Origin of the sequence: Nocardia asiatica NBRC 100129, from assembly GCF_000308415.1 — a bacterium.
Classification (GTDB): Bacteria; Actinomycetota; Actinomycetes; order Mycobacteriales; family Mycobacteriaceae; genus Nocardia; species Nocardia asiatica.
The window spans coordinates 1-25,129 of the sequence record NZ_BAFS01000014.1; the positions used below are offsets into that span (position 1 = coordinate 1).

Annotated in this window: 26 protein-coding genes; 18 read left to right on the forward strand and 8 right to left on the reverse strand. The window is 68.3% G+C overall.

Annotated elements, in window-relative coordinates:
• The 4 genes from ON27_RS01605 to ON27_RS01620 all read left to right on the forward strand — a co-directional run.
• Positions 1-456, forward strand: a 456-nt coding sequence (locus tag ON27_RS01605; protein WP_043718257.1) for a sulfite exporter TauE/SafE family protein, incomplete at its 5' end; no start/stop codon positions are given.
• A gap of 221 nt (positions 457-677) precedes the next feature.
• Positions 678-2,306, forward strand: coding sequence for an alpha/beta hydrolase (locus ON27_RS01610; RefSeq protein ID WP_043718259.1), 1,629 nt, complete (start codon positions 678-680; stop codon positions 2,304-2,306).
• A gap of 76 nt (positions 2,307-2,382) precedes the next feature.
• On the forward strand, positions 2,383-4,002 hold the full coding sequence (locus ON27_RS01615) for a GMC oxidoreductase (protein WP_043718262.1): 1,620 nt from the start codon (positions 2,383-2,385) through the stop codon (positions 4,000-4,002).
• A gap of 172 nt (positions 4,003-4,174) precedes the next feature.
• Positions 4,175-5,050 carry an ion transporter gene (locus ON27_RS01620; RefSeq protein WP_245559746.1) on the forward strand — a complete coding sequence of 292 codons (876 nt, stop codon included), beginning with the start codon at positions 4,175-4,177 and terminating at the stop codon, positions 5,048-5,050.
• On the opposite strand, the gene ON27_RS01625 is transcribed toward ON27_RS01620, so the two are convergent.
• Positions 5,028-6,239: a low temperature requirement protein A gene (locus ON27_RS01625; protein ID WP_043718370.1), complete on the reverse strand. Its 1,212-nt coding sequence runs from the start codon at positions 6,237-6,239 to the stop codon at positions 5,028-5,030. The genes ON27_RS01620 and ON27_RS01625 overlap by 23 nt on opposite strands.
• Positions 6,240-6,324: 85 nt before the next feature.
• Positions 6,325-6,783, reverse strand: coding sequence for an SRPBCC family protein (locus tag ON27_RS01630; protein WP_043718265.1), 459 nt, complete (start codon positions 6,781-6,783; stop codon positions 6,325-6,327).
• Positions 6,784-7,035: 252 nt separating this feature from the next.
• Here ON27_RS01630 and ON27_RS01635 point away from each other — a divergent pair, with 252 nt between their 5' ends.
• Positions 7,036-7,383, forward strand: coding sequence for a spore germination protein GerW family protein (locus ON27_RS01635; RefSeq protein ID WP_043718374.1), 348 nt, complete (start codon positions 7,036-7,038; stop codon positions 7,381-7,383).
• An 80-nt stretch (positions 7,384-7,463) separates the two neighbouring features.
• Here ON27_RS01635 and ON27_RS41030 read toward each other — a convergent pair whose 3' ends face one another.
• Positions 7,464-7,655: a DUF1918 domain-containing protein gene (locus tag ON27_RS41030; RefSeq protein ID WP_083887325.1), complete on the reverse strand. Its 192-nt coding sequence runs from the start codon at positions 7,653-7,655 to the stop codon at positions 7,464-7,466.
• Positions 7,656-7,720: 65 nt separating this feature from the next.
• On the reverse strand, positions 7,721-8,314 hold the full coding sequence (locus ON27_RS01640; protein ID WP_051046122.1) for a TetR/AcrR family transcriptional regulator: 594 nt from the start codon (positions 8,312-8,314) through the stop codon (positions 7,721-7,723).
• Positions 8,315-8,372: 58 nt separating this feature from the next.
• On the opposite strand from ON27_RS01640, the gene ON27_RS01645 reads away from it, so the two are divergent.
• Together ON27_RS01645 and ON27_RS01650 are read left to right on the forward strand one after the other, a co-directional pair.
• The gene (locus ON27_RS01645; protein ID WP_043718271.1) at positions 8,373-8,948 is read left to right on the forward strand and encodes a dihydrofolate reductase family protein; all 576 of its coding nucleotides are present in this window, start codon (positions 8,373-8,375) and stop codon (positions 8,946-8,948) included.
• A gap of 29 nt (positions 8,949-8,977) precedes the next feature.
• Positions 8,978-9,553, forward strand: coding sequence for a dihydrofolate reductase family protein (locus ON27_RS01650; protein WP_043718273.1), 576 nt, complete (start codon positions 8,978-8,980; stop codon positions 9,551-9,553).
• Between the two features lie 91 nt (positions 9,554-9,644).
• On the opposite strand, the gene ON27_RS01655 is transcribed toward ON27_RS01650, so the two are convergent.
• Entirely contained in the window at positions 9,645-10,058 is a 414-nt protein-coding gene (locus ON27_RS01655; RefSeq protein WP_043718376.1) for a secondary thiamine-phosphate synthase enzyme YjbQ, read from the reverse strand.
• Positions 10,059-10,221: 163 nt separating this feature from the next.
• On the opposite strand from ON27_RS01655, the gene ON27_RS01660 reads away from it, so the two are divergent.
• The 5 genes from ON27_RS01660 to ON27_RS01680 all read left to right on the forward strand — a co-directional run bounded on the left by ON27_RS01660 (position 10,222) and on the right by ON27_RS01680 (position 14,161).
• Entirely contained in the window at positions 10,222-11,487 is a 1,266-nt protein-coding gene (locus ON27_RS01660; RefSeq protein ID WP_043718276.1) for an aspartate kinase, read from the forward strand.
• A gap of 3 nt (positions 11,488-11,490) precedes the next feature.
• Positions 11,491-12,525, forward strand: a complete 1,035-nt coding sequence (locus tag ON27_RS01665) for an aspartate-semialdehyde dehydrogenase (protein ID WP_043718279.1) — start codon at positions 11,491-11,493, stop codon at positions 12,523-12,525.
• Positions 12,526-12,675: 150 nt separating this feature from the next.
• Entirely contained in the window at positions 12,676-12,924 is a 249-nt protein-coding gene (locus tag ON27_RS01670; protein ID WP_043718282.1) for a type II toxin-antitoxin system Phd/YefM family antitoxin, read from the forward strand.
• Positions 12,921-13,178, forward strand: coding sequence for a Txe/YoeB family addiction module toxin (locus ON27_RS01675; RefSeq protein ID WP_043718284.1), 258 nt, complete (start codon positions 12,921-12,923; stop codon positions 13,176-13,178). Before ON27_RS01670 ends, ON27_RS01675 begins: the two co-directional genes overlap by 4 nt.
• A gap of 59 nt (positions 13,179-13,237) precedes the next feature.
• On the forward strand, positions 13,238-14,161 hold the full coding sequence (locus ON27_RS01680; RefSeq protein ID WP_043718286.1) for an aminotransferase class IV: 924 nt from the start codon (positions 13,238-13,240) through the stop codon (positions 14,159-14,161).
• Positions 14,162-14,176: 15 nt separating this feature from the next.
• Here ON27_RS01680 and ON27_RS01685 read toward each other — a convergent pair whose 3' ends face one another.
• Both ON27_RS01685 and ON27_RS01690 read right to left on the reverse strand, forming a co-directional pair.
• Positions 14,177-15,526, reverse strand: a complete 1,350-nt coding sequence (locus ON27_RS01685) for a serine hydrolase domain-containing protein (protein ID WP_043718288.1) — start codon at positions 15,524-15,526, stop codon at positions 14,177-14,179.
• A gap of 202 nt (positions 15,527-15,728) precedes the next feature.
• Positions 15,729-16,970, reverse strand: coding sequence for an APC family permease (locus ON27_RS01690; RefSeq protein ID WP_043718291.1), 1,242 nt, complete (start codon positions 16,968-16,970; stop codon positions 15,729-15,731).
• A 78-nt stretch (positions 16,971-17,048) separates the two neighbouring features.
• On the opposite strand from ON27_RS01690, the gene ON27_RS01695 reads away from it, so the two are divergent.
• The 6 genes from ON27_RS01695 (at position 17,049) to ON27_RS01720 (ending at position 23,789) form a co-directional block, all read left to right on the forward strand.
• Positions 17,049-17,516: a hypothetical protein gene (locus ON27_RS01695; protein WP_043718294.1), complete on the forward strand. Its 468-nt coding sequence runs from the start codon at positions 17,049-17,051 to the stop codon at positions 17,514-17,516.
• A 538-nt stretch (positions 17,517-18,054) separates the two neighbouring features.
• Positions 18,055-18,480: a Fur family transcriptional regulator gene (locus tag ON27_RS01700; protein ID WP_043718296.1), complete on the forward strand. Its 426-nt coding sequence runs from the start codon at positions 18,055-18,057 to the stop codon at positions 18,478-18,480.
• A 61-nt stretch (positions 18,481-18,541) separates the two neighbouring features.
• Complete coding sequence (locus tag ON27_RS01705) at positions 18,542-20,002, forward strand: catalase (RefSeq protein WP_043718298.1); 1,461 nt, start codon at positions 18,542-18,544, stop codon at positions 20,000-20,002.
• A 99-nt stretch (positions 20,003-20,101) separates the two neighbouring features.
• A complete protein-coding gene (gene bla, locus ON27_RS01710) occupies positions 20,102-21,016 on the forward strand; it encodes a class A beta-lactamase (protein ID WP_043718300.1) in 915 nt (304 codons plus the stop codon).
• 848 nt (positions 21,017-21,864) lie between these two features.
• Positions 21,865-23,091 (forward strand): cytochrome P450, encoded by a 1,227-nt coding sequence (locus ON27_RS01715; RefSeq protein WP_043718303.1) that lies wholly within the window; start codon positions 21,865-21,867, stop codon positions 23,089-23,091.
• Between the two features lie 107 nt (positions 23,092-23,198).
• On the forward strand, positions 23,199-23,789 hold the full coding sequence (locus ON27_RS01720; protein WP_043718305.1) for a TetR/AcrR family transcriptional regulator: 591 nt from the start codon (positions 23,199-23,201) through the stop codon (positions 23,787-23,789).
• 45 nt (positions 23,790-23,834) lie between these two features.
• Here ON27_RS01720 and ON27_RS01725 read toward each other — a convergent pair whose 3' ends face one another.
• Positions 23,835-25,073: an FAD-dependent monooxygenase gene (locus ON27_RS01725; RefSeq protein ID WP_043718307.1), complete on the reverse strand. Its 1,239-nt coding sequence runs from the start codon at positions 25,071-25,073 to the stop codon at positions 23,835-23,837.
• Positions 25,074-25,129: the final 56 nt, after the last annotated feature.

Sequence of the window (25,129 nt, forward strand, 5' to 3'; positions counted from 1 at the left end):
CCCGTCCTGATCGTCGTGGCACTGGTGCTGGTCGTCGTACAGCCGCGGCTGGCGAGCTGGGTCAAGCGCCGCAGGGAGAACGACGGCGCGCCTGTTCCGGAGCACGGCGGCCCCATCCTGTTCGTCGCGATCTACGCCGCGGGCGTCTACGGCGGGTACTTCGGCGCCGCCCAAGGCGTGCTGCTGATCGGGTTGCTCGGCGTTTTCGTGCACGACGACATCCAGCGCCTCAACGGTGTGAAGAACGCGCTGGCCCTGATCGTGAACGCGGTCTCGGCGCTGATCTTCATCGTCGTGGCGGAGGTGGACTGGCAGGCTGTCGTGCTGATCGCCCTGGGCTCGATCCTCGGCGGACAGCTCGGCGCACGGCTGGGCAGGCGGATGCCGCCGACTCTGCTTCGGGCCGTCATCGTCGTGGTCGGCCTCATCGCGGTGATCCGCTTGGTGACGTCGTAGCAGGCTGCCCGATGGCATCGTTGACGCTGCCGTACCGGCGTCACCGAGGCTTCGAGCCGTTGCGGCGAAGCGTCCGCTGTGGTCGATGCGACACAGCGTCGGCCCGGCCTATGACGAGGAACGGCTACGGCGGCTGCCGGGCGCCGAGGTGCTGCCGCCGGAATCTCAGGGTCGGATGTCAGTCCTCAGGCTGACGACGGCCGCCCGGCGCGGGGCTCAGGATGAGAGCCGTGCCTAGCTGGAAGATCGTCATCGTCGCCGCCCTCGCCGCGCTGCTGCCCGCGACGAGCGGCTGTGGCGGGCCGCCGAGCCGACACGAATCGGCGGTCGCGGACCTGGTCGCGCAGGCCGACGCGGCACCGACGCCGCGGCTGGACTGGGCGCCTTGCGTGGACCCGAAGCTGAACAGGTTCCACTGCGCGACCGCGCGGGTGCCGGTGGACTACGCGCACCCGGACGGCCCGGCCCTCGAGCTGGCGTTGGTGCGTCAGGAGGCCACCGACCCGCAGCGGCGCATCGGCACGCTGTTCTCCGCCGTCGGCGGTCCGGGCGGTTCGGGGCTGCGCTGGGCGGCGGAGGGGGAACTGCTCGGTGGCGAACTCGCGCGCCGCTTCGATGTGATCACCTTCGACCAGCGGGGCGTCGGCCGCAGCGGCCAGGTGCGCTGTTTCGCGGACGCCGAACAGCAGCGCCGGTTCTGGTCCGGCACGGTGCTGCCGCCGGTGGGTCCCGAGCAGGAGCGCGCGGCCGACACCGCGAGCCGCGAGCTGGCCGCCGGTTGCGCGGCGCACGGCGGCGCGTTGCTCGGGCACCTGACCACCGTCGACGCCGCGCGTGACCTGGACCTGCTGCGCCGAGCCGTCGGCGATCCGCGACTGACCTACGAAGGCGGGTCCTACGCGAGCTATCTGGGGCAGGTGTACGGAGCGCTGTTCGGTGATCGGGTACGGGCGCTGCACCTGGCCTCGATGATCGACCCGAACGCCTACACCAACGACACGCGAAGCGCCATCGAGAGCGCCGCGGCCGGGACCGAAGAGGTCTTCGACGAATTCTTGCGGTTGTGCGCGGACGCGGGCCGGACGGGTTGCGCGTTCGCCGCCCAGCCGGGCGGCAACGACGCCATGGCGCAGGGCGGCGCCGGCGATCCGGTCCGCCCCGCCGATCTTCGGGCGCGCAACGACGCTGTGCTGCAACGTCTTCGCGCGGCGCCCCTGGTGGTGGGGACCGGCGAGCGGGCGCGAACGGTCACCTACGCCGAGGCGCTCTCGTCGCACGCGCTGCTGCTGTACGACCCGGAGCAGGGTTGGCCCGCCCTGGCCCGGCTGCTCGCCGAGCTGGAGCGCGGACCGGCGGGTGACCCTGTCGCCGTGGGACAGATCCTCGCGGCCACCGAGCAGCCGTACGATTTCCTCGACTCGTTCATCGCGATCTCCTGCGCCGACAACGCCTTTCCGCGTGACTCCGGCCAATGGCCCGCGATGGCAGGGGATCTGGCGAAGGTCAGCCCGACCTACGGCGCGTTCTGGCTGTCGCTGCGCCAGCCCTGCGCGTCCTGGTCGTCCCCGCCGGAGGGATACGTCCAGCGGTACACCGGGCCGTGGATCCTGCGGTCGGACACCCCGGCTCTGCTGGTCAACAACCGATTCGACCCGGTGACCCCGCTGCGCGACGCTCGGCGCGCACAGCAGGAACTGGTGAATGCCCGGCTGGTCGTCGTCGAGGACGGTTACGGGCACACGCCGCTCAACGACTGCACCCGGAAGCTGCGCGAGCGCTATCTCGTCGACTTGCAGCTACCGGCCCCCGGGGCGACCTGCCGCCCGGACGAGCTGCCGTTCGGTCGATAGCAAAAACGGATATCTGTTCACAAAACGGGAATACCGGTAATCTGCGCACGCTAAGCCTGATGATGGAAGGTGACCGGTGCGTAGACGTGCCTTGTTCAAGGCGGCGGGCACGGCCGCCCTGCTCGGTGCTGTGGGAACGACGGCGGGGACGAGCGTGGCGTCAGCCGACCCGGTTTGGGAGGGTTTGTTCCGCACCTGGGTGCCGGAGATCTTCGCCCCGATCCCCGATCCGCCGGAGCACTCGCCCGCGATCGTCGTCGGCTCCGGCTTCGGCGCCGCGGTGTCCGCGCTGCGCCTGGCCGAGGCCGGGATCGCCACCACGGTGCTGGAACGCGGTTCACGCTGGCCGAACGACCCGTGGCGGGAGATCTTCACCGGCGACGACCTGCCCGACGGCCGCGGCTTCTGGCACCGCACCCAGTTCACCGGCGTCACCAAGGTGCCCATGCAGTTCGCCAGTTTCGGCGGCGTGCTGGACTGCACCGAGTACCCGGGCATCGATGTCTGGCGCGCGGCCGCGGTCGGCGGCGGTTCGGTGATCTTCAGTGGAGCCATGATCGCGCCGCAGCGCCGCTTCTTCGATCACGTCTTCGGCGGCACCGTCGACTACGGCGAGATGGAACGCGTCTACTACCCGCGCGTGCGGGACATGCTGCGGTTGAGCCCGATGCCGGCGGACATCTACAACTCCTCCCCGTTCGCGCATTCCCGCGCCTGGGACGACCAAGTTCGCAAGGCCGGCTACCAACCGCAGGCGAACGACTCGATCTTCAACTGGGACATCCTGCGCGGCGAACTCGCCGGCGCGACAAGGGCTTCGGCCACCGCGGCCAGGAGCAACCTGGGCAACTCCAACGGCGCGAAGTTCGACTTGAACCAGAACTACTTGGCGTATGCGCAGGGCACCGGCCGGTGCGGGGTCTTCCCCGGCCACCGGGTGGACGCCATCGCGCAGGAGTCCGGCGGCCGCTACGCGGTCACCGTGGCGAAGCTGTCGCCGACCGGCGCGGTACTCGGTACCCGCACCCTCACCTGTGATCGGCTCTTCCTCGGCGCGGGCTCGATCGGCACCTCCGAACTGCTGGTGCGCGCCCAGGCCACCGGCGCCTTGCCGAACCTGAACGAACATGTCGGCGACGGCTGGGGCACCAACGGTGACGTGGTGCTCGCCCGGGGCGCCAGCGCGCTGGCCGGTCACGGCCAAGGCGTGCCGAGCGCGAGCCGGATCTTCGACGAGTCCGGCGTGCCGCTGACCCTGGAGAGCTGGTACATCCCGGGGATCCCGTTCGAGACCGGCGCGCTCGCCTCGCTCGGCATGGTGCTCGACCCGGCCCGCACCCGGTTCGGCTACGACCGGGCCACCAACCGGGTCGGGCTGAGCTGGTCGACCAGGAACCGGGACGACACCGTGGCCGCGGCAAGGGCGGTCGATCGCCGGATCGCCGAACGAGCGGACGCCCTGGTCGAATACAGCGCTCTCGGCTATGACGCGAACGCGCTGTTCACCGCGCATCCGCTCGGGGGAGCGGTGCTGGGTCGGGCCACCGACGGCCACGGCCGGGTGCACGGTCATCCCGGCCTCTACGTGATGGACGGCGCCGCGATACCCGGCAGCACCGGAACGGTCAATCCGTCGCTCACCATCGCCGCGCTGGCCGAACGCAATATCGAGGCGATCGTTCGCGCCGGTCGCTGACCGATCGTTCGCCGGGTGAGCGGGTTCCTGGCCTTGGCCACGCCGGCCGAGGACTGGGGACAGCCGAGCCTGGTGTGATTTCGGCGCTGCTGCCGAGCTATCGCCAACCGTGCCGAGCATGCTTTCCGCGTACTAATGTCGGCGGCACCGTTCGGCGTCGAAGGGATCCGCAGTGTCCGCTCCCAGTCCCAGCTCGGGCATCGAGAAGTCGTCCGTCGACAGATACGGTCTGCGGGAACCGCAACAGTCGCAGGATTATCCGCGCAAGCCGCCGATGCTGTGGACCGATTTCGTGATGCTCGCGCTGGCCGTCGTCTCGGTGGCGCTGGTGGGCTGGATCACCTTCTTCCCGGTCTCCGGGCGCACCTATCAGGTGATCGTGGTCGTGGACTGGGCGCTGTGCGCGGTGTTCGCGGCCGAGTTCCTGTGGCGTTGGCGCCGCGCGGGTTGGCCGTGGACCTTCCCGTTCGTCTACTGGTACGAGGTCGTCGGCATGATCCCGGTGACCAGCCCGTTCTTCCGCGGCTTCCGGCTGTTGCGGATCGTGGTGATCGTCGTGCGGCTCGCCCGGGTCGCCGACCGCCTGTTCGGGGACCGGGTGACGGCCGCCGTCGTGAACCGGTTCGTGGCGACCATCGTCGACACCATCCGCCGTCCGATGACGATCGCGGTGATGGACGAGGTGGCGCAGGTGCTGCGCACCGGGCACTACACCCGCAATATCGCGGCCGCTCTGGAGGAGAACCGCGCCGAGCTGGACGAGATGATCCTGGAGTTGATCAAGAAGGACCCGCAGGCGGGCCGGGTGCGCTACATCCCGTTCCACGACGAGATCATCCGGCTGATCGCCGACACCAGCTTCCGCATCGTGTTCCAGGTGCTGGAAGATCCGCGCACCGACGAACTCGTCTCGGATATGTTGCGGGAGAACATCGATCAGATCCGTGACGCGGTCCGCGACGGTGTCCGGGTGCCGCCGTCCGCGTACGGCCGCACGCCCGACGAGGACTGCGTGCGGCAGCGCGTCAATCGGCTACCGCGTGCCTGATCGCGTCCCGCGGCTGCGCCAAACGCACGGTCTCCCAAGTGATCAGCGCGACCAGCACCAGGCACAGCAGCGCCAGCGACGCCAGTGCGGGCAGGGCGCACGCCACCGGGATGAGCGCCAGCAGCACCACCACGGCGATGACCCGCGGCACCGTGACGGCGCCCGTGGCGAAGTGCTTGAACCCGATCAGGGCGATCAGATACAGCGCGACGCCGCCGTAGAGGGCGTAGAGCGGAATCCCGTACAGCGCGTCCTTCAGGGTGTGCTCCGCGGAGTCCCCGACGTAGTAGAGAACCTTCTTCAGCCCCAGCGATAGCGCGATGATCCCGACGATCATCGGGAAGTGCCAGAAGGTGTAGGAACCCTGCGCGATCTTGATCTGCCGCCTGCCTTCGGCATGGACGAGTTCGTGCTCCACCGCCAAGGCCGCGACGTCGAAGTACGCCCACCACAGCAGACCGGAGACGGCGAGACCGAGCAGCGAGGCGAGCGCGATCGGCCAGGAGATCGGCAGCCCGGCCACCCCGATGCCGATCGAGACGATCGATTCACCGAGCGCGACGATGATGATCAGCCCGTAGCGCTCGATGAAATGCCTGGCCGAATTCAGCCGCCAATCGGTACCGGCGAACAGCGTCCACAGGTAGTCGCCCGCGATCGCGGCGATCCACAGCGCGATCTGCACCCTGCCGGTGGTCAGCGCGGCGACGACCAGCAGCGTGGTGCCGAGGGTGATCGAACCGAGCGCCCAGCGCAGCAGCTGGTTGCGCAACTGTGGGTCCTCGGCGCTGGCCAGCCAGAAGATTCCGAGGTGCACCAATCGCACGACCAGGTAGGCGATGGCGAAGACCAGTGGCCCGAACCAGCCGCCCGGCGCGTCGTCGAACGCCTCCGGGATGGTGAGCGCGGCGAGGAACGCGCCGCCCATGGCCGCGAACATCGCGACGCGTGCGAAGCCCTCGTCGGCGCGGACCACGTTGCCCAGCCACGAGTAGGCGATCCACAGCCACCACATCACCGCGAGCACCAGCAGCGCGCGCAGCGCGTTCTTCGCGCTGGTCTCGTTCGCGACCAAGCCGGTGACCATGGTGAACGCGAAGACGAGCACCAGGTCGAAGAACAATTCGAGCTGGGTTACCGAGGCGCCTTCGGCCATCGGCTGGAACCGCACTCGTTTGGAACCGATCATGCGCTCATCGTCGCACCCCGACCGGATCGGCGCCGGTTCGCTGCCGCGCTCGGCCGCCGATTTCGCGCAGAGCACAGTGCCGCGGCTAGATGTGTTGATATGTCTCGCTCTCGGGGAACCGCTCGGCGAAATCGATGAAACACTCCACGACCACTTCGTTGGCCTTGCGGAAGGTGCGTTTGAGCAGAAACCCGGGAACCGGCAGGGGCAGATACAGCTCGACGTGGTACCAGACGTGCGTGCCGTCCACGCTGTCGGACACCTCGAAAAAGCCGCCGCCCCGCACGCCCCGGGTGCTGTCGGCGACGATCCAGGAAGACCGGTCGTCGGTCCAATCGTATTCCAGTACTTGCAGATCCGAGCTGCCCAGCAGCTCCGCCGCGAGAAAGACGCGCCGCGGCCTGCGCCGTGCGTCGCGCGTGGCGACCCGCACGTCGCTGTAGGAGGACGACCATTCCGGAAGGGATTCCACCGCGGTCAGAGCGTCCATCACCTGTTCGGGATCGGTGTCGACGAAGAATCGGATATCCGTTTTGGTGCGCATGGCATACCTCCGACCCCCGGATGGACAAGTCGGCCCGATTGTCTCCGCGTTTTGTCCGGTTCGTCAAATTGACTGTGGCGCGCGGTTTCTCGGCTAACCGGAAACGTGCCGTTATCTGGTCGAGATCGGCGATCGGCAACCTGGGGAACATCTTCCGGATGGAAGGAAGGGGCCGAGTGGGGCTCGCGCGCCTACGATCGGAGCCGAATGATCGTCGGTATCCGACGCCGTCGGTCCGGTCGGGAGGTTGTCATGAAATACGCCGAACTGCTGGCGCAGACACGGGACGCGATCACGGTGCGCCGGGTATACGGCGAACCCTATGAATCCGGCGGGGCGACGATCATTCCCGCCGCCTCGGTCGGGGGCGGTGGTGGTGGCGGCGGTGGTACCGGGAACGGTCCCGAGGGAGAGGGCGCGGGCGAAGGCGCGGCGTTCGGCGTGGGCGCCAAGCCCGTCGGCGCGTTCGTGCTGCGCGACGGGGAACTCACCTGGCACCCGGCCGTGGACGTCAACGCGATCATCGAATCCGCGAGCAGGGTGCTGATCGCCGCGATCCTGGCCTTCGCGCTGACCCGCTGCGCCAGGCGACGCGCCTGACCCGCGCGGTCGGACGTAGCTCGTCGGCTAGCGCCGGGCGCGAGCGAAGGCGCCGCCTCCGCTCGCACCCGGCGAGACGTTCATTCCGACGCGGCGGGCTCCACGATCGCGTCGGGCCCTGGATACACCAGCGACTCGTGACCGTCGGCGAACCGCACCACGTACGGTGGCGTCCCGTCCGGTCCGCGGACCTCGATGATCTCGGCCAGGTGATCCACTTCTCCCACCACATGCCCGTGCACGCAGAGTCGATCTCCTACATGTGCCATCATCGCCCCATTATCGAACGGCAGTGCTGCGCGTCACAACCACTCGCGGCAAGTGCGGCGGGTCCGGTTCAGTCCCGCGTGCCGATGACGCGCTCGACCGCGGTTTCGATCAATTCCTGGCTCTGCTCCTCGGTGAACACCTCGGGGAGCGTGAGCCGATCGACGATCAGCCAGTTCAACGCGAGGTAGAGCAGCAATACCGACTTCTCGTCGCCCGGCAGGCCGGCCTCCAGGTGATTGCGCACGTTGTACTCGATGTCCTCGCGCACCCGGGCGGTGAGCACCGCGCGCAACTCGGGCCGCCGCGTCGCCTCCAGGCGCAGTTCCAGCAGTGCCAGGTAGCCGGTGCGGAACGCCTCGATGCGTCCGACCGTCTCGCGCATCAACTCGATGATGTTGGCGCGGGTCTTCGGCCCCCCGGTCAGCTTGGCCACGGTGGCCTCACTCGGCTGTAGCCGCTCGTAGAAACGGCGGCCCGCCTGGGTCAGCAAGTCGTCGCGGTTGGCGAAGTAGTTCGATGCCGTGCCCGCCGGTACGGCGGCCTCCTTGTCCACCGCGCGGAAGGTCAGTCCGCGCGCGCCGTCGCGGGCGAGGACTTCGATCGCGGCGTCGACCAGCGCTTGCCGACGTTCCGGGTTGGTCCGCACTTGACACCACTCCATTCGTAGTACTACTTTCAAATCACTACATGCAGAGTACAACGAGTTGGGCGGTAACGGTATGCGAAAACTGGTCTACTACGTGGGCGTGTCGCTGGACGGCTACATCGCGGGCCCGGAGGGGCAGTACGACTTCTACCCGTGGGACGCCGAGATGACGGCCTGGAGCATCGGCGAATATCCCGAATTCATCCCCACTCATCTGCGTCAGGGCGTGGGCATGGCGGTGGACGAGCCGAACAAACGGTGCGACACCGTCGTGATGGGGCGCGGCACCTACGAGCCCGGCGTGGCCGATGGTGCGACCAGCCCGTACACGCACATGAAGCAGTACGTGGTGTCCAGCACGCTCGGCCGGATCGATGACCCGGCCGTCGAACTGGTCGAGCGCGATCCGCTCGGGCTCGTGCGGAGCCTGAAGCAGGCCGAAGGCGGGGACATCTGGCTCGCCGGCGGCGGCAAACTCGCGGCCGAGCTGCTCGGCGAGATCGACGAGATGATCATCAAGAGCTATCCGGTCGTCGCGGGCAGCGGCATATCCGCGTTCTCCGGCGCGTTCCGGCCCACCTTGTTCGCCCCGGCGCGGCGCACGGAGTTCGGCAACGGCGCGCAGGTCACCTGGTTCGAGCGGGCCTGACCCCGTCGTTGATTTCGAAAGGATTCCGCATGCGAAAACTTGTCTATTTCGTCGGTCTCTCCCTCGACGGCTACATCGCGGGCCCGAATGGTGAACTCGACTTCTACCCGCTCTCCGACGAAATGTGGGAATGGCTGCGCGCCGAGTACCCGGAGACGCTGCCCACCCACGTCCGGCCGCACGTCGGCATCGCCGCGGACGCGCCGAACCGGAAATTCGACACGCTGGTGATGGGCCGGGGCACCTACGACCCAGCCCTCGCCATCGGCGTGACCAGCCCGTATGCCCATATGAAGCAGTACGTGGTGTCCAGCACGCTCGGCCGGATCGATGACCCGTCCGTCGAACTGGTCGAGCGCGACCCGGTCGGGCTGGTCCGCGAACTGAAGCAGCAGAGCGGTCTGGACATCTGGCTGGCGGGCGGCGGCAAGTTCGCCGCCGCGCTACTGGAGGAAATCGATGAACTGGTGATCAAGAGCTACCCGGTTGTCGCGGGCGCCGGCGTGCCCGGTTTCGCGGGCGAGTTCCGTCCGACGCTGTTCCGGCCGACCCGGCGCGCCGAAGTAGGCGGTGGAGTCCAGGTCAGCTGGTTCACCCGGGCGTGAGCGGGCGCCGGGTCCGCTCGGCCGAGGCGGCTGCGAGACGCTGCTGTCGTCCGCAGGCCGCCGCCCCCGGGCGGGAATCGACCGGACCGGGTCAGCCCGCGTCGGTGAGAAACGACAACCGCACCTGCCGGTCGGGGTTGTCGACGTTGAGATCCACCAGCGCGATCGACTGCCAGGTGCCCAGCGCGAGTCTGCCGCCCAGCACCGGGACCGTCGCGTACGGCGCGATCAGCGCGGGCATCACATGCGAGCGCCCGTGTCCGCGGGAGCCGTGGGCGTGCCGCCACCGGTCGTCGGCGGGCAGTAGATCGCGCAGTGCGGCCAGCAGGTCGTCGTCGCTGCGCGCGCCGAGTTCCATGATCGCGATCCCGGCGGTGGCATGCGGCACGAAGACGTGCAGCAGCCCGTCGCCGCCCGCCGAGCGCACGAAGGTCGCGCATTGCGGCGTGATGTCCTGTACCACTTCACCGTGGCCCGTCCGCACCTCGAGCAGCGTGCTCTTCATGCGCCCATCGTCCCCCATCCGGGACGGTGCGCGCGGTGCGATCGGGATCGGATGCGGCTGTGGGTTTTTCCACAAGCCGGGTAGGTAGCGGCAAAACCGCTGGCCTCGGCCGGTAGTCTGAATGACTGTTACCAGTTTGTTGTCGATCTTGGAGGACCCTGTCGTGGCTCTCGTGGTTCAGAAGTACGGAGGATCCTCGGTGGCGACCGCCGAGCGGATCCGGCGCGTCGCTGAACGGATCGTGGAGACCAAGAAGCAGGGCCACGATGTGGTGGTCGTCTGCTCCGCCATGGGCGACACCACCGACGAGTTGCTCGATCTCGCTCAGCAGGTGGCGCCGTCGCCGCCCGCCCGCGAGATGGACATGCTGCTCACCTCCGGTGAGCGCATCTCCAACGCGCTGGTCGCCATGGCCATCCACTCCCTCGGCGCCGAGGCCCGCTCGTTCACCGGCTCGCAGGCCGGGGTGATCACCACGGGCGCGCACGGCAACGCGAAGATCATCGACGTCACCCCGGGCCGCGTGCGCGCCGCGCTGGACGAAGGCCTCGTGGTGCTGGTCGCAGGTTTCCAGGGCGTGAGCCAGGACAGCCGGGACGTCACCACCCTCGGCCGCGGCGGTTCGGACACCACGGCCGTCGCACTGGCCGCCGCGCTGGGCGCGGACGTCTGCGAGATCTACACCGACGTGGACGGCGTCTTCACCGCCGACCCGCGGATCGTGCCCGACGCGCAGCGGCTCGAGCAGGTCTCCTATGAGGAGATGCTGGAACTGGCGGCCTGCGGCGCCAAGGTGCTGATGCTGCGCTGCGTCGAATACGCCCGCCGCTACAACGTGCCCGTGCATGTGCGCTCGTCCTACACCGACAAGCAGGGCACCTACGTTTACGGATCGATGGAGGACATCCCCTTGGAGCAAGCAATCCTCACTGGCGTCGCGCACGACCGCAGCGAGGCCAAGGTGACCGTGGTCGGGCTGCCGGACGAACCGGGTTATGCCGCCAAGGTGTTCCGCGCCGTGGCCGACGCCGAGATCAACATCGACATGGTCCTGCAGAACATCTCGAAGATCGAGACCGGCAAGACCGACATCACTTTCACGCTGCCCAAGTCCGAAGGCGCCCGCGCGGTCGAGATGCTGACCAAGCGCCAGGCCGAGATCGGCTTCTCGCAGGTGCTCTACGACGACCACATCGGCAAGGTGTCGCTGGTCGGCGCGGGTATGAAGAGCCACCCCGGCGTCACCGCCACCTTCTGTGAGGCGCTGGCCAACGCGGGTGTGAACATCGACCTCATCTCCACCTCGGAGATCCGGATCTCCGTGCTGGTCAAGGACACCGAGCTGGACGAGGCGGTCCAGGTGCTGCACAAGGCGTTCGACCTCGGCGGCGACGAGGTCGCGGTGGTCCACGCCGGAACGGGGCGATAGGGCATGGGAATTCGCGTAGGAGTCGTCGGCGCGACCGGACAGGTCGGCGCCGTCATGCGCAAACTGCTGGACGAGCGCAACTTCCCGGCCGACGAGGTGCGCTTCTTCGCGTCCGCGCGTTCGGCGGGCAAGACGCTGCCCTGGCGCGGCCGGGAGATCGTGGTCGAGGACACCGAGACCGCGGATCCGTCCGGTTTGGACATCGCGTTGTTCTCCGCGGGCGCCACCATGTCCCGCGTGCAAGCGCCGCGTTTCGCCGCGGCGGGTGTCACGGTGATCGACAACTCCTCGGCGTGGCGCAAGGACCCCGAGGTCCCGCTGGTGGTCAGCGAGGTGAACCCGGAGCAGACCCGCAACCTGGTCAAGGGCATCATCGCGAACCCGAACTGCACCACCATGGCGGCCATGCCGGTGCTCAAGCCGCTGCACGACATCGCCGGTCTGCGCCGGCTGATCGTGTCGAGCTACCAGGCGGTCTCCGGCAGCGGCCTGGCCGGTGTCGAAGAACTGGCGACCCAGGCCCGCGCGGTGATCGACGACGCCGAGCGGCTGACCCACGACGGCCGCGCCGTGGACTTCCCCGCGCCGAACAAGTACGTCGCTCCGATCGCGTTCAACGTGCTTCCGCTGGCCGGTTCGCTGGTCGACGACGGCTCCGGCGAGACCGACGAGGACCAGAAGCTGCGCAACGAGAGCCGCAAGATCCTCGGCCTGCCGGATCTGGCGGTCAGTGGCACCTGCGTGCGCGTACCCGTCTTCACCGGTCACTCCCTGTCGATCAACGCCGAATTCGCCGAACCGCTCTCGGCCGAGCACGCCAAGGAGATTCTGGCCAAGGCCCCGGGCGTCAAGCTGGTCGACGTGCCCACGCCGCTGGCCGCCGCGGGCATCGACGATTCGCTCGTCGGACGCATCCGGCAGGACCCGGGTGTGCCGGACGGCCGCGGGCTCGCGCTGTTCATCTCCGGTGACAACCTGCGCAAGGGAGCCGCCCTCAACACGATCCAGATCGCCGAGGTGCTGCTCAGCAACCGCTGAGGACTTCCCCCTTCGAACGGGCCGCGGGATTCCCGCGGCCCGTTCGCCATTCCCGGACCAGGGAAGGCGCGCGCGGGCCGTCTGGCGGAACGCTGAGCGGACGGGCCGAAAGAGTGGTACCATATATCGTACTACTGGCTGGGAGGAATCATGGCTGCGGCGATTACCGCGAGCGAAGCGCGGAAGAATCTCTTCCCCCTGGTCAGGAAGGTCAACGAGGATCACGACACGATCGAGATCGTGTCGAAAGGGGGGAACGCTGTGCTGATGTCCAAAGAAGATTACGACTCGCTGATGACAACCGTTGAGTTGTTGAGCGGGCGCGACGGGGCTCGCCTACGCCGATCGATTCAGGAGCTGGAAGGTGGGGGCGGCGTCGAACGCGACCTCATCGAATGAAGGTCGTTTTCTCCGAGTCCGCTTGGGATGAATACTCGGCGTGGCTGCAGCGCGACCGGTTTGTGCTGAAGAAGGTCAATGTCCTGATCAAAGCGATCCTGACCGATCCCTTCGAAGGCATCGGTAAGCCCGAGCCGTTGAAGCATGACCTGGCGGGGTACTGGTCACGTCGGATCACGCAGGAACATCGCATCGTGTATCGGGTTGTGGACGATGCGCTTTGGATTGCCAAGGTCGGCAAGCACTACGACTGATCTGTCCCGGCCGGGAAATCGCCTGGCTCGGCGGACGGCGCGGCTGTTAGCCTGCGCCGATGGCTCATCCTTATCCTCAGGTGTATCTCGGCGACCGGATCGTGGCGGCGGACGCTGCCACGGTGAGCGTCGCATCGTCGGCGGTGCTGTACGGGCTCAGCGTCTACACCGTCTTCCCGGTGCACGTGGATGGGGCAGCGCGGACGGCATTCCGTTTGGACGACCATTTCCGCAGGCTCGAGGAGTCCTGCAAGATCATCGGGATCGACCGGTTCGCTTCGGAATGGGATTTCGAGCGGTTCCGTGCGGCCGTCGTGGAACTGATCGCGGCGAACGCCCCGAGCGAGGACGTCTTCGTGCGGGCGACGGTGCACGTGGTCGAGTCGATTCCGGGCACCCGGGTGCGGGGCTGTGCGATCCAGGTCAGCATTTTCGTCTACGACGCGGTGCCGATCGTCCCGCAGGACGGCATGCGTCTGAAGTCCAGCCCTTGGCGGCGCATTCCCGACAACGCGATTCCCTCCCGCGCCAAAGTCAACGGGGCGTATGTGAATTCGGTGCTGGCCAAACAGGACGCGATCGACAGCGGCTACGACGATTGCGTTTTCCTCGACGGGAACGGGCACGTCTGCGAACTCAGCGCGGCGAACATCTTCCTGGTCCGCAACGGCACGCTGATCACCCCGGACGTCTCCTGCGACATCCTCGACGGCATCAATCGCAGGACCGTGCTCACCCTGGCGGCCGAAGACGGCATCCCGGTGGTGGAACGCACCGTCGACCTCACCGAGTTGTACATCGCCGACGAAGTCTTCGTGACCGGAACGTCGGCAGGCGCGGCGCCGGTCGTCGAGGTGGACGGCCGCGTGGTCGCGAACGGTGTGCCCGGCCCGATCTCCCAGGCGCTGCGCAAACGTCATAGCGCGGCACTGCGCTCCGACAGCGTGCACGGCTGGGTCACGAACTTGTCCACCGCCCGTTAGTGCACGCAGCCTCGCTCAGCGGATGCCCGGGGTGCGCGGGTCGGTACCGAGGCAGGCGATGATCGCGCAACCCGGCGGGGTATCCGCGAACGGCGGTGCGAGCGGCTGGTTCAGGCACGAGAAGACATTGCAGCCCGGATAGGCAGCGGGGCCGATGCCGAACACCGCGATCAGGATGTCCGTGTCGACGAAGCGCCGCGGGTCCAGCCGCAAGGGCGGTTCGACGTACGGGCCCGGGTCGGGCACCGGCCGGTCGTAGAACGCGTCGAACACCTTGCGGAAGAATTCGTAAGGCAATTCCTGCGTGTTCTGCACGACTCCGGAAACGCCCTGGCCGCTGCGGTTGCCGAAGACGCCGGTCCACACCACCGTCAGATCCAGACTCGGAATGACGAAGACGTTCTGCAACCCGAGCCCCGCCATCGCGTACACGTCGTCGGGCAGGTAGTCCGCGATCTCGGCGCAACCGCTGCCGAGCCAGAACAGGTATCCGTAGCACTCGTTCGCAGGCGAGGGCGTGCGTGCCTTCCGCAGGTAGTCGAGGGAGACGATCTGCTGTTCGCCCCACCGTCCGTCGTTGCTCACCAGCAGACCCAGCTTCGCGAAGTCGTTCGGCGGGATCATCAGGTGCGCGTAGCCGTAGGTGTGCCCGGAGCGGTCGCGGGCCCAGTAGTAGTCGCCGCGGAGAATGCCGAGCGGAGCGAACAATTCGCGCTGCGCGAACTGTTGCAGAGGTTCGCCGACGGCCAGTTCCAGCACGTAGGCCAGCAGGTCGACGTTGCGCTGGCTGTAGGTGAAGACGGTGCCGGGCGGATTGTCCAGCGGCACGCCGAGCGCCTGCACCGGGCTGTCCGGGTCGATCGGGATCACGCCGGTGACACCCTCGGTCAGCACGCCCACCCGCATGCCGGAGGTCTCGGTGAGCAGGTTCTCGACGGTGATCGACCGGTGTTCCGCGTCACCGAGGCCCGCGGGCAGGTAGCGGTCGATCGGTGCGCCGAGGTCGAGCTTGCCCTGATCCCAGGCGATTCCGGCCAGCAAGGAGACGACGCTCTTGGTCGAACTCCAGATGTTCCACGCCACATCGCCGGTCTGGTCGTTCGTCAGCCCCTCGCCGATCAGGCAGTTGTGCCGGAACACCTGCACGTTGAAGCGGTTTCGTCCGGCCGCGAGCGTCATCGCGTCTCGCAGCTTCGCGGAATCCAGCCCGACCTGTTCCGGCGCCGCCCGCTCCAGGTCACGACCTGAAGTGACGGCGCACCGCACCTGATCGCCGGGCGCGGCGACCGCATGCGGGGCGAAGAGATTGCCCGCCACCAGCGAAACCGCCGCGATTCCCGCCAGGAATCCACCGAAACGCCCCATAGGCAGAAGGCTAGCGTCCTTTCGCCTGTTCAGGCCGTCAACAGGCGGGGGACTGGACGTTCGATCCAGCGCGAGACGAACGCAGGCCGGGCTGCTCGTCGAGTCGTCATGCGCGGGAAGCGGTCGCGCGGGACGAGTCGACCGGCGTCCGCGCCGGCGCGCTGTCGAGTGGTAAGCGCAATGTGGTTGGTGGACTTCGGCGTCATCGGCGGTAACGCCTACCCAGTGCGTATACCGCCGCGCCGAGTGCGAGCGCGCCGAGCCCCGCGAGGACGGAGCCGAGGGGCAGGGAGAACCCGACGACCACGCAACCCACCGCACCGACCACGGGTATCCACCGGGGCGGGCGATTCTCCTCGGCGGTCAGCGTGGCGGCGCAGAGGTTGGCGATCAGGTAGTAGAAGAGCACGGTGAACGAGGAGAATCCGATGGCCGCGCGCAGATCGAAGAGTGCGGCGACCACGGCGACGATCGCTCCTACCACCAGTTCGGCGCGATGCGGCACGCCGAACCGCGGATGCACGGCGGCGAGCGCGCCGGGCAGATAGCGGTCCCGTGCCATGGCGAGCACCGTGCGCGATACGCCAAGGACCAATGCGAGCAGCGATCCGGCCGCCGCGAGCACCGCGCCGATCCGCACCACCGGGGCGGCCGCGGGAACGCCCGCCGCGCTCACCATTCGCGCCAGTGGGTCGGTGGCCTGGGCCAGCCCGGCCGAGCCGAGCACGCTCAGCGTCGCGACCGCCACCAGCGTGTAGACCGCGAGGGCGATGGCGAGCGCGACCATGACGGCACGGGGAATGGTGCGGTGCGGTTCGCGCACCTCCTCACCGAGCGTGGCGATGCGGGCGTATCCCGCGAACGCGAAGAACAGCAATCCCGCCGCGGTGAGCACGTCAAGCAGACCGATCCGGTCGGGCAAGACCGTTGCCGCCGTGTGCGTTCCGGTCAGGCCGATCACGATCACCACGGCCAGCACCGCGAGCACCAGCGCGACGATCACCCGCGTGGCGAACGCCGACTTCTGCACGCCGGTGTAGTTCACGGCGGTGATCCCCACCACTGTCCCGACCGCCACGGCATGTGCCTGTTCGGGCCAGGCATAGCTACCGACGGTGAGCGCCATCGCCGCGCACGAGGCCGTCTTCCCGGCGACGAATCCCCACCCGGCGAGATATCCCCAGAACGGTCCCAGCCGCTCTCGTCCGTACACATACGTCCCACCGGATACGGGATATAGCGCCGCCAGCCGCGCCGACGACATCGCGTTGCAGTACGCCAGCAGCGCTGCCACCGCGAGCGCCACCAGCAACCAGCTTCCGGCCGAAGCCGCCGCAGGCGCCAGCGCCGCGAAAATTCCCGCCCCCACCATCGCCCCCAACCCGATGACAACCGAATCGGTGAGCCCGAGCCTGCGGTGCAACGTTCCGTCCTGCGACGCCATATGACGCATCCTCCCGCACCATTCCCGCCGCCGCAGCGCAGGTACGAGTCGGCCCAGCCGACTGCGTACGCTTTTCGAGTGTTCGTGTGTGACGGACTGTGCACTCGACCTCTCGATACGACTGAACTCCGCACCTTCCTGCGGGAATGCTTCGGCGTCCCCGGGCAGGACATCTTCGTCAGCAGCAACGACCTGGTGGACGCGGCGCTTCGAGACGACCACCGGGACAGCCCCTTCACGGTCTTCTGCACACACGGTCGAGTCGGTGGAGATTTCGCGGCGACGTTCTCGATCAGTGCCGATGCCGCGTCGCCGGAGAAGGGCGCGATGGACGGTCCGGAGTTCGTCGCCCTGCTCGCGGCGCGATATGCCGCCGATGTCCTCTGTAGCTTCGGTGCCGAGCCACAGCCGTGGTTGTGGACCCTGACCCGCCCCGATGGCACAAGCGTGCTGGTCCATCTCACCGAGCGCTGCAACGGCGCCGACGACGATCCGGTGTGCCCCTGTGACTACACACACAGCGTTGTCATTTATGCCGACTCATAGCCGACGCCTTGCTCACACCAGCCGCACCTGGCCGCGCGAAAACGCGAGGAGCCCTCGACCAGGTTCCCTCGGGCCTGACCGGCGTACTGGTTGCGGGAGAAATGACAGCGCCGCCGGGTTCGCGAGGAACCCGGCGGCGCTGCGAGCTCGGACACCGTGCGGTGTCGCAACCGTGGTCGACGTCCCACAAGCGCCTCTCGGCGGGTGGTCGCTCGTAGCGACGAGGGGTGCGGCCCGGGGTTGTCCGGACGCCGACGCGGGGGTGTCGACGTCCCACAAGCGCCTCTCGGCGGGTGGTCGCTCGTAGCGACAAGGGGTGCGGCCCGGGGCTGTCCGGACGCCGACAGGGGGTTCAACCACGAGTCCTCGCAACGTATTCCGGCCCAAATTTGTGACGCTCGACACAGGCATGCGGCCAGGCTGGTGTCGCGAAAGGTATGTCGCGGCCGGTAGACGCGACTTTTGGCGCGGTCGAGTTTTCTTGATTGATTCCAGATTATTTTCTTGACTTATTCCAGAAAAGGGTCAGAATCGAAGCATGCACACCAACGGCGCCGCCCCACGCGAGTGGCTGCGAGCAGCGGGTCTGCGGGTCACCGCCCCGCGCATCGCCGTGTTGAACGCGGTCGCGGCGCGGCCGCACGCGGATGCCGACACGGTGGCCGCCACCGTCCGGGAAGCGCTGGGCTCGGTGTCGACGCAGGCGGTCTACGACGTCTTGCACGCTTGCGTGCGCGCCGGGATCCTGCGCCGCATCGAGCCGGCGGGCTCGTCCGCGTTGTACGAGACCCGGATCGGTGACAACCACCACCACCTGGTGTGCCGAAGCTGCGGCGCGGTCGTCGATGTCGACTGCGCTGTGGGCGCAGCGCCCTGTCTGGACCCCTCGGACGCGCACGGATTCGTGATCGATGAAGCCGAGGTCGTCTTCTGGGGACTGTGCCCGACGTGCCGTTCCGAGTAGCGGTCCACCCCTCACGCCCGGGCAGCCCTCCCGGGACGATGTCCACCAGTCGAGGAGACTCATGACCAAGCCGACGACCACGAACACCGGAATCCCGGTCGAGAGCGACGACGAATCGCTCACCGCTGGCGCGCAGGGCCCGATCCTGCTGCACGACCACTACCTCATCGAGAAGCTGGCCCAGTTCAACCGTGAACGGGTGCCGGAGCGCATCGTGCACGCGAAAGGCGCGGGCGCGTACGGTGAGCTGGTCGTGACCAACGACGTCAGCAGGTACACCAAGGCCCGGCTGTTCCAGCCGGGTACGCGCACGGAATCGCTGGCGCGGTTCTCCACCGTCGCCGGGGAGCAGGGCAGCCCGGACACCTGGCGTGACCCGCGCGGCTTCGCGGTGAAGTTCTACACCGAGGACGGCAACTACGACCTCGTCGGCAACAACACGCCGATCTTCTTCATCAAGGACCCGATCAAGTTCCCCGACTTCATCCGGTCGCAGAAGCGACTGCCCGGCAACGGTCTTCGCGACCACAACATGCAGTGGGATTTCTGGACCCTGCGCCCGGAGACCGCCCACCAGGTGACCTGGTTGATGGGTGATCGCGGCATCCCGAAGACCTACCGGCACATGAACGGCTACGGTTCGCACACCTACCAGTGGATCAACGCCGCCGGCGAGCGCTTCTGGGTCAAGTACCACTTCAAGACCGACCAGGGCATAGAGTTCCTCACCCAGGCCGATGCCGACCGGATCGCGGGCGAGGACGCCGATTACCACCGCAAGGATCTGTGGGAGGCGATCGAGCGCGGCGAGTTCCCGAGCTGGACGGTCTACGTGCAGGTCATGCCGGTCGCGGAGGCGGAGGGCTACCGGTTCAACCCCTTCGACCTGACCAAGGTGTGGTCGCATCGGGACTACCCGCTGATCGAGGTGGGCAAGTGGACGCTGAACCGCAACCCGCGCAACTACTTCGTGGACATCGAGCAGGCCGCGTTCGAGCCGTCGAATGTCGTTCCCGGCATCGGGTTCTCGCCGGACAAGATGCTGCTCGGCCGCGTCTTCGCCTACGCGGACGCGCACCGTTACCGCATCGGGGCGAACTACGCGCAGCTGCCGCCGAACCAGGCCAGGGCGGCGGAGGTGAACTCCTACTCCAAGGAGGGCGCCATGCGGTACTACTACAACGACCCGAGTGTCCCGGTCTACGCGCCGAATTCGTTCGGCGGTCCGCACGCCGACCCGGAGCAGGCGCCCGACGGCGGCATCTGGGACTTCGACCCGGCCATCGTCCGGGCGGGCTACGTCCAGCACGAGCAGGACGGTGACTTCACCCAGGCGGGCACCCTCGTGCGCGAGGTGCTGGACGACGCGCAACGCGAGCGGCTGGTGGGCAACATCGTCGGTCACGTGCTCGGCGGTGTGCGGGAGCCCGTGCTCAGCCGGGTCTTCGAGTACTGGAAGAACGTGGACGCCGACCTCGGCAAGCGGGTCGAGGAGGGCGTGCGCGCCGGGCTGGCGGGCTGATCGCGCGGAAGGCAGGCGCGCGCCACGGCGCGCGCCTGCCTTCGGCGTGTCCGGCCGATCCTGTTCGCCCGGTGAGTGCCGGGATGTCAGAGTGAGGGCATGTCTCGGCTGACACGCGACTATCGGGTGGCAATGGCCGCCGCATTGGCGCTACTGGCCGGATGCGCGGCGGAAACCGATGCGGCGCAGCCCGGTTCGGTCACCACCAGCGTCCAGGCGGGGCCCGCCGCGCCCGCGAGCCTGGACGCGGTGGAGGCGCGCTACGGCGCGCAGGTCGGGCTGTTCGCCGTGGACACCGGCACCGGTGCGACGGTGACCCACCGCGCCGACGAGCGTTTCCCGTTCCTGTCCACCTTCAAGGCGCTCGCGGCCGCGGCGCTGCTGCACGCGCATCCGCTCGACACCGGATATTTCGACCGGGTGATCCGATTCCACGAGGCGGATCTGGTCGAGCACTCTCCGGTGACCAGCGCCGCGGTGGCCGACGGAATGACGTTGGCGCAGGTGGCGGAGGCCGCGATCACCCGCAGTGACAACACCGCGGGCAACCTGCTGCTGCGCGAACTCGGGGGCCCCGAGGCGTTCACCGCGTTCCTGCGCAGGCTCGGCGATCCGACGAGCAGGCTCGACCGCTGGGAAACCGAACTCAACACCGCGATCCCCGGTGACGAGCGCGATACCACCACTCCGGCCGCACTGGCCGCCGACTACCGCGCCGTGGTGCTGGGCGACGCGCTCGGCGCCCGGGAACGCGAACAGCTGATCGCCTGGCTGAAAGCAAATACCACCGGCGCCGAACGCATCCGCGCCGGGCTGCCCCCGGCATGGGTCACCGGCGACAAGACCGGCACCGGCTCCTACGGGTCCGCCAACGACGTCGCGATCGTCTGGCCGGAGGGCGGCCGGGCGCCGCTGGTGATCGCGATCCAGAGCCGCAAGTCCGACGAGGCCGCCGAGGTGAACAATGCCCTGCTGGCGGAAGTGACGAAAGCCGTCGTAGACGTTCTGCGGTGAGGTACCCGCCCGCTCGGGTCATTCGTCGCGCGTGTGCTCCGATAGGACGGACTCCGAGTTCGAGTATGGAGCGGCACCGAGCACGGCGGCCCTTCCTGACGGGGCATGCGCAGGTATAGGTCACGCATTGCGGTCCGTGTGACGGATTCCGTCACGGCGGACGGTCGCCTTCGATCGTTTCTGCCGCCGGGGCGGTGTGGGTGCGTTGCGTCGAGACGCTGCCCGGCGAAGCGCGGAAGGGTGCGGACGTGCGGGAGTAGACCTGGCCGGGGTAGGCGGCCAGGTTCGGACACCTACAGCAGGCCCCACCAGTAGAGCAGGCTGGCCAGAATCCAGACCACCACGGTTTCCATCGTCGCTCCCAATCTCCTTGGCGCACTTGTCACCATCATCCCGCGAACCGGGGTCCGGCGGTAGGCGCTTGCCGGGTCACCACTTGGTAAACCCCTCTCACCTGCGGGTTTGATCTTGCAAGGTGTTCTTAAGTGCGCGCCAAGCCCGCGCCTGCATTGTTTGTACCGCAGGGAGGACAAGCCTCCACCGGAGGTGCGAACCGGGGAACGACCTGTCTCGAGGGGTGACAGGTCGGAGCTCGGGGACGGTGTCCGCCGGGCCGGTCTACGAGGGGTGGCCGGCCCGGCGGACGCGGGACGCGCGGCGATCGCTCGCACCGGCTCTTCCCGGAGCTGACCGGCAACGAGACGGTTGTTGCCGCTGCCGAAGGTAACCGACGAGTGTGTGGCGCCGGGTCCGGGATGGGAAGGGTGGCTGGCCGGTCGTAAGGGGATCGGCCGGTCGAACAGTAACCCGTTATAGACAGTTTGCGCATTTTGTCTTACGGTCGATACATGGTTAACGTTGCGTATCGGGCGGCCCCGGTTTTCGAACTTCGGTCCGGTCCCACCTGGGCCTCGCCGTGGGAGATGTACGCGGCGCTGCGGGAGCACGATCCGGTGCAGCACGTCGTACCGCCCGCGCGACCGGAGAACGACTATTGGGTTCTCACCCGCCATGAGCACGTCTACGCAGCGGCACGCGACAGCGACACGTATTCCTCACGCGACGGCCTGACGGTGGAGTACGGCGAACTCGACGAACTCGGCCTGACCGACAACCCGCCACTGGTGATGCAGGATCCGCCGCAGCACAACGACTTCCGCAGACTGGTGGCCCGCGGGTTCACGCCGCGCCAGGTCGAGGAGGTCGAGCCGGTGGTGCGCAGGTTCGTGCGCGACCGGCTGGACGACCTCGCGGCCCAGGGCGGCGGCGACATCGTCAGGCAGCTGTTCAAGCCGCTGCCGAGCATGGTGGTGGCGCACTACCTCGGCGTGCCCGAGCAGGATCGGGTGAGGTTCGACGGGTGGACCGACGCCGTCGTCGCCGGCAGCATTGATCGGACGAACACCAAGGCGCAAGCGGCGTCGGCGGAGATGATGGGGTACTTCGCGGAGCTGATCAAGCGCAGGCGCGCCGATCCGGGCGAGGACACCGTGTCACTGCTCGTCCAGGCGGGGATGGCCGCCGACGACGCGGACGTGCGCGGCCTGGTCCAGATCCTCGCCTACACCTGGACCATGGTGGCGGGCGGCAACGACACCACCACGGGCCTGCTGGGCGGCGCGGTGCAACTGTTGCAACAGAATCCGGACCAGCGCGCGGTGCTCGCGGCGGAACCGGACCGGATCCGCGTCGCGGTGGAGGAGTTCGCCCGGCTCACCTCGCCGGTGCAAGGACTGGCCCGCACGACGACGCGCGATGTGGAACTGGCCGGGCGGACAATGCCGGCGGGACGCAAGGTGCTGCTGGTGTTCGGGTCAGCCAACCGGGACGAACGGGCATTCGGCGCCGACGCCGCCGACCTCGACATCGAGCGTAATCCGCAGCGCATCCTCACTTTCGGGCACGGTCCGCACCACTGTCTGGGGGCGGCGGCCGCGCGAATGCAGGCCCGGGTCGCGCTGGAGGAGTTGCTCGATCGGTTCCCGCAGTATGTGGTCGACATCGACGCGGTCGAGTATGCGAACGGCCCGTACGTCCGGAGGCCGACTACTGTGCCTTTCCGGTGCAGGGGCTGAGCGGCCCGGGCACGCACTGCCGCTCGCGCCGGAAATAGGTGGGCGTCGGCGGGACGCAGAAGTCCGCACCGCAGCAGCGGTGCGATAGGAGAGGACCAGGACACGCCATGACTGGCGATTGGCTGGCAGACGGCCGCGCCGAGCTGGCCGGTGAGCGCATCCTCGACGCGGTGCGCGCGCTGTTCATCGACAAGGGCGTCAGCGGCGTCGGCATGGCCGAAGTCGCGGAGGCCGCGGGCTGTTCCAGGGCCACGCTGTATCGCTACTTCGAGAACCGGCAAGCGCTCTACGTGGCGTTCGCGGGCCGGGAGGCGCGTCAGCTGGTCGAGCGGGTGTGGCGCGACCGGGCGGGGCCCGCGAGCGCGGAGCCGGGGGAGCAGTTGCTCGGCACGTTGATCGCGCTGCTGGCCGAGGTGCGCAAAACGCCGCATCTGGCGGTGTGGTTCGAACCTTCCAACGTGGGAATTGTTGCGCAGCTGGCCAATTCGCCGGGTGTGGTCGACGCGCTCGCCACGAACTTCGTCGCCGGTTTCCGCCCCGGGCTGCCCGCGCTCGCGGCCGAGCGCGTCGGTCGATGGGTGGTGCGGGCGATGGTGTCGCTGCTGACGCTGCCCGGCGCGGGCGAAGACGAGGAACGAGCGATGCTGCGGAATTTCGTGCTGCCGTTCCTGCTCGACGAACGCACCGTGATCGACTGATCCCGGTACGTCGTCGCCCGGCGACCGCGCCGCCGACGCACCGGCTCAGTGACCGACGGTCACCGCCGAGTACTCGGGCAGTTCGTAGGTCTCGGTCTTGCTGAGCATCCGCATCATGACCGGGCGCATGGCCTTCGACATCATCAGCTTGCTGAGTGCGTGTCCCGCGCGGATACCCGAGCGCGACTTGGGCGTCATGGCGCTCAGGCCGCCCGGCTGCAACTGCTGGGCCTTCCGCACGAAGGGGCGCAGCACCTCCTCGTAGCGGGTCAGTCCCGCGCGGGGGTTGTCGGCGTGCGCGGCGAGTTCACCGGCGAGGACGTACCCGCCGACCAGCGCCATGGCGGTGCCCTGCCCGGTGAGCGGTGAGCCGCAGTACCCAGCGTCGCCGAGCAGGACCACCCGGCCCTCGACCCAGCTCGGCATGTCGATGCGGGCCAGCTCGTCGAAGTAGAAGTCGGGCGCCTCGGACATGGCCGCCGCGATGCGGGCGGCCTCCCAGCCGCCGCCGGCCAGGCGCGCACGGATGAACCGCTGCTGCGCCGCGACGTCCCGGCGCAGCAGCGGATCCGCTTCGGCGCGGATCACCACGAGCGCCTTGCAGGTGGCGGGATCGGCGTCGGGCCGCATGCCCAAGCCGGTGGCGCCCACCAGCGAATGCATCGTGAACCAATGCGGCTCCAGGTCTTCCGGACGCGGCAGCGTGAAGAACGACATGTAGCCGCCGAGGTATGTGGTGAATCGCTCCTCCGGGCCGAACACCATCCGGCGAGTGGCGGAGTGCAGGCCGTCCGCACCGATCACGATGTCGAATCGCTCGGCGGCGCCGGAGGCGAGAGTGACGTCGACGCCCGCGTCGTCCTGCCGGATCTCGGTGATCCACTCCCCGTACCGGTAGTCCACCCCGCCCTCGGCGGCGAGCAGATCGAGCAGCACCTGGTTGAGGTCGCCACGGGTGATCTCGATCTCGGCGACCGCGCCCTTGCCGTCGAAGATCTCGGCGGGCATGCGGAGGATCTCGCGGCCCGCGTCGTCGACGTACTTCATGCCGCGCTCGTCGAGTTGGTATTCGCGGACGCCCGGCATCATGCCCATGCGCTCGGCCGCTTCCCGGCTGGGTCCGCGCAGGTCGACCGCCTGCCCGCCCGGCCGCGGCGCCGCGGCGCGTTCCACCACGGTGGCTCGGATGCCGCTGCGGAGCAATTGCAGCGCGACGGCGTTGCCGCCGATGCCGCCGCCCGCGACGAGTACGCGGAGCTGGCTGTTGACGGACTTGGCGCTCATGACTTCCCTCGACTCACACTGGATTGACCAAACGTCTGAGACAAATGTCTAACACG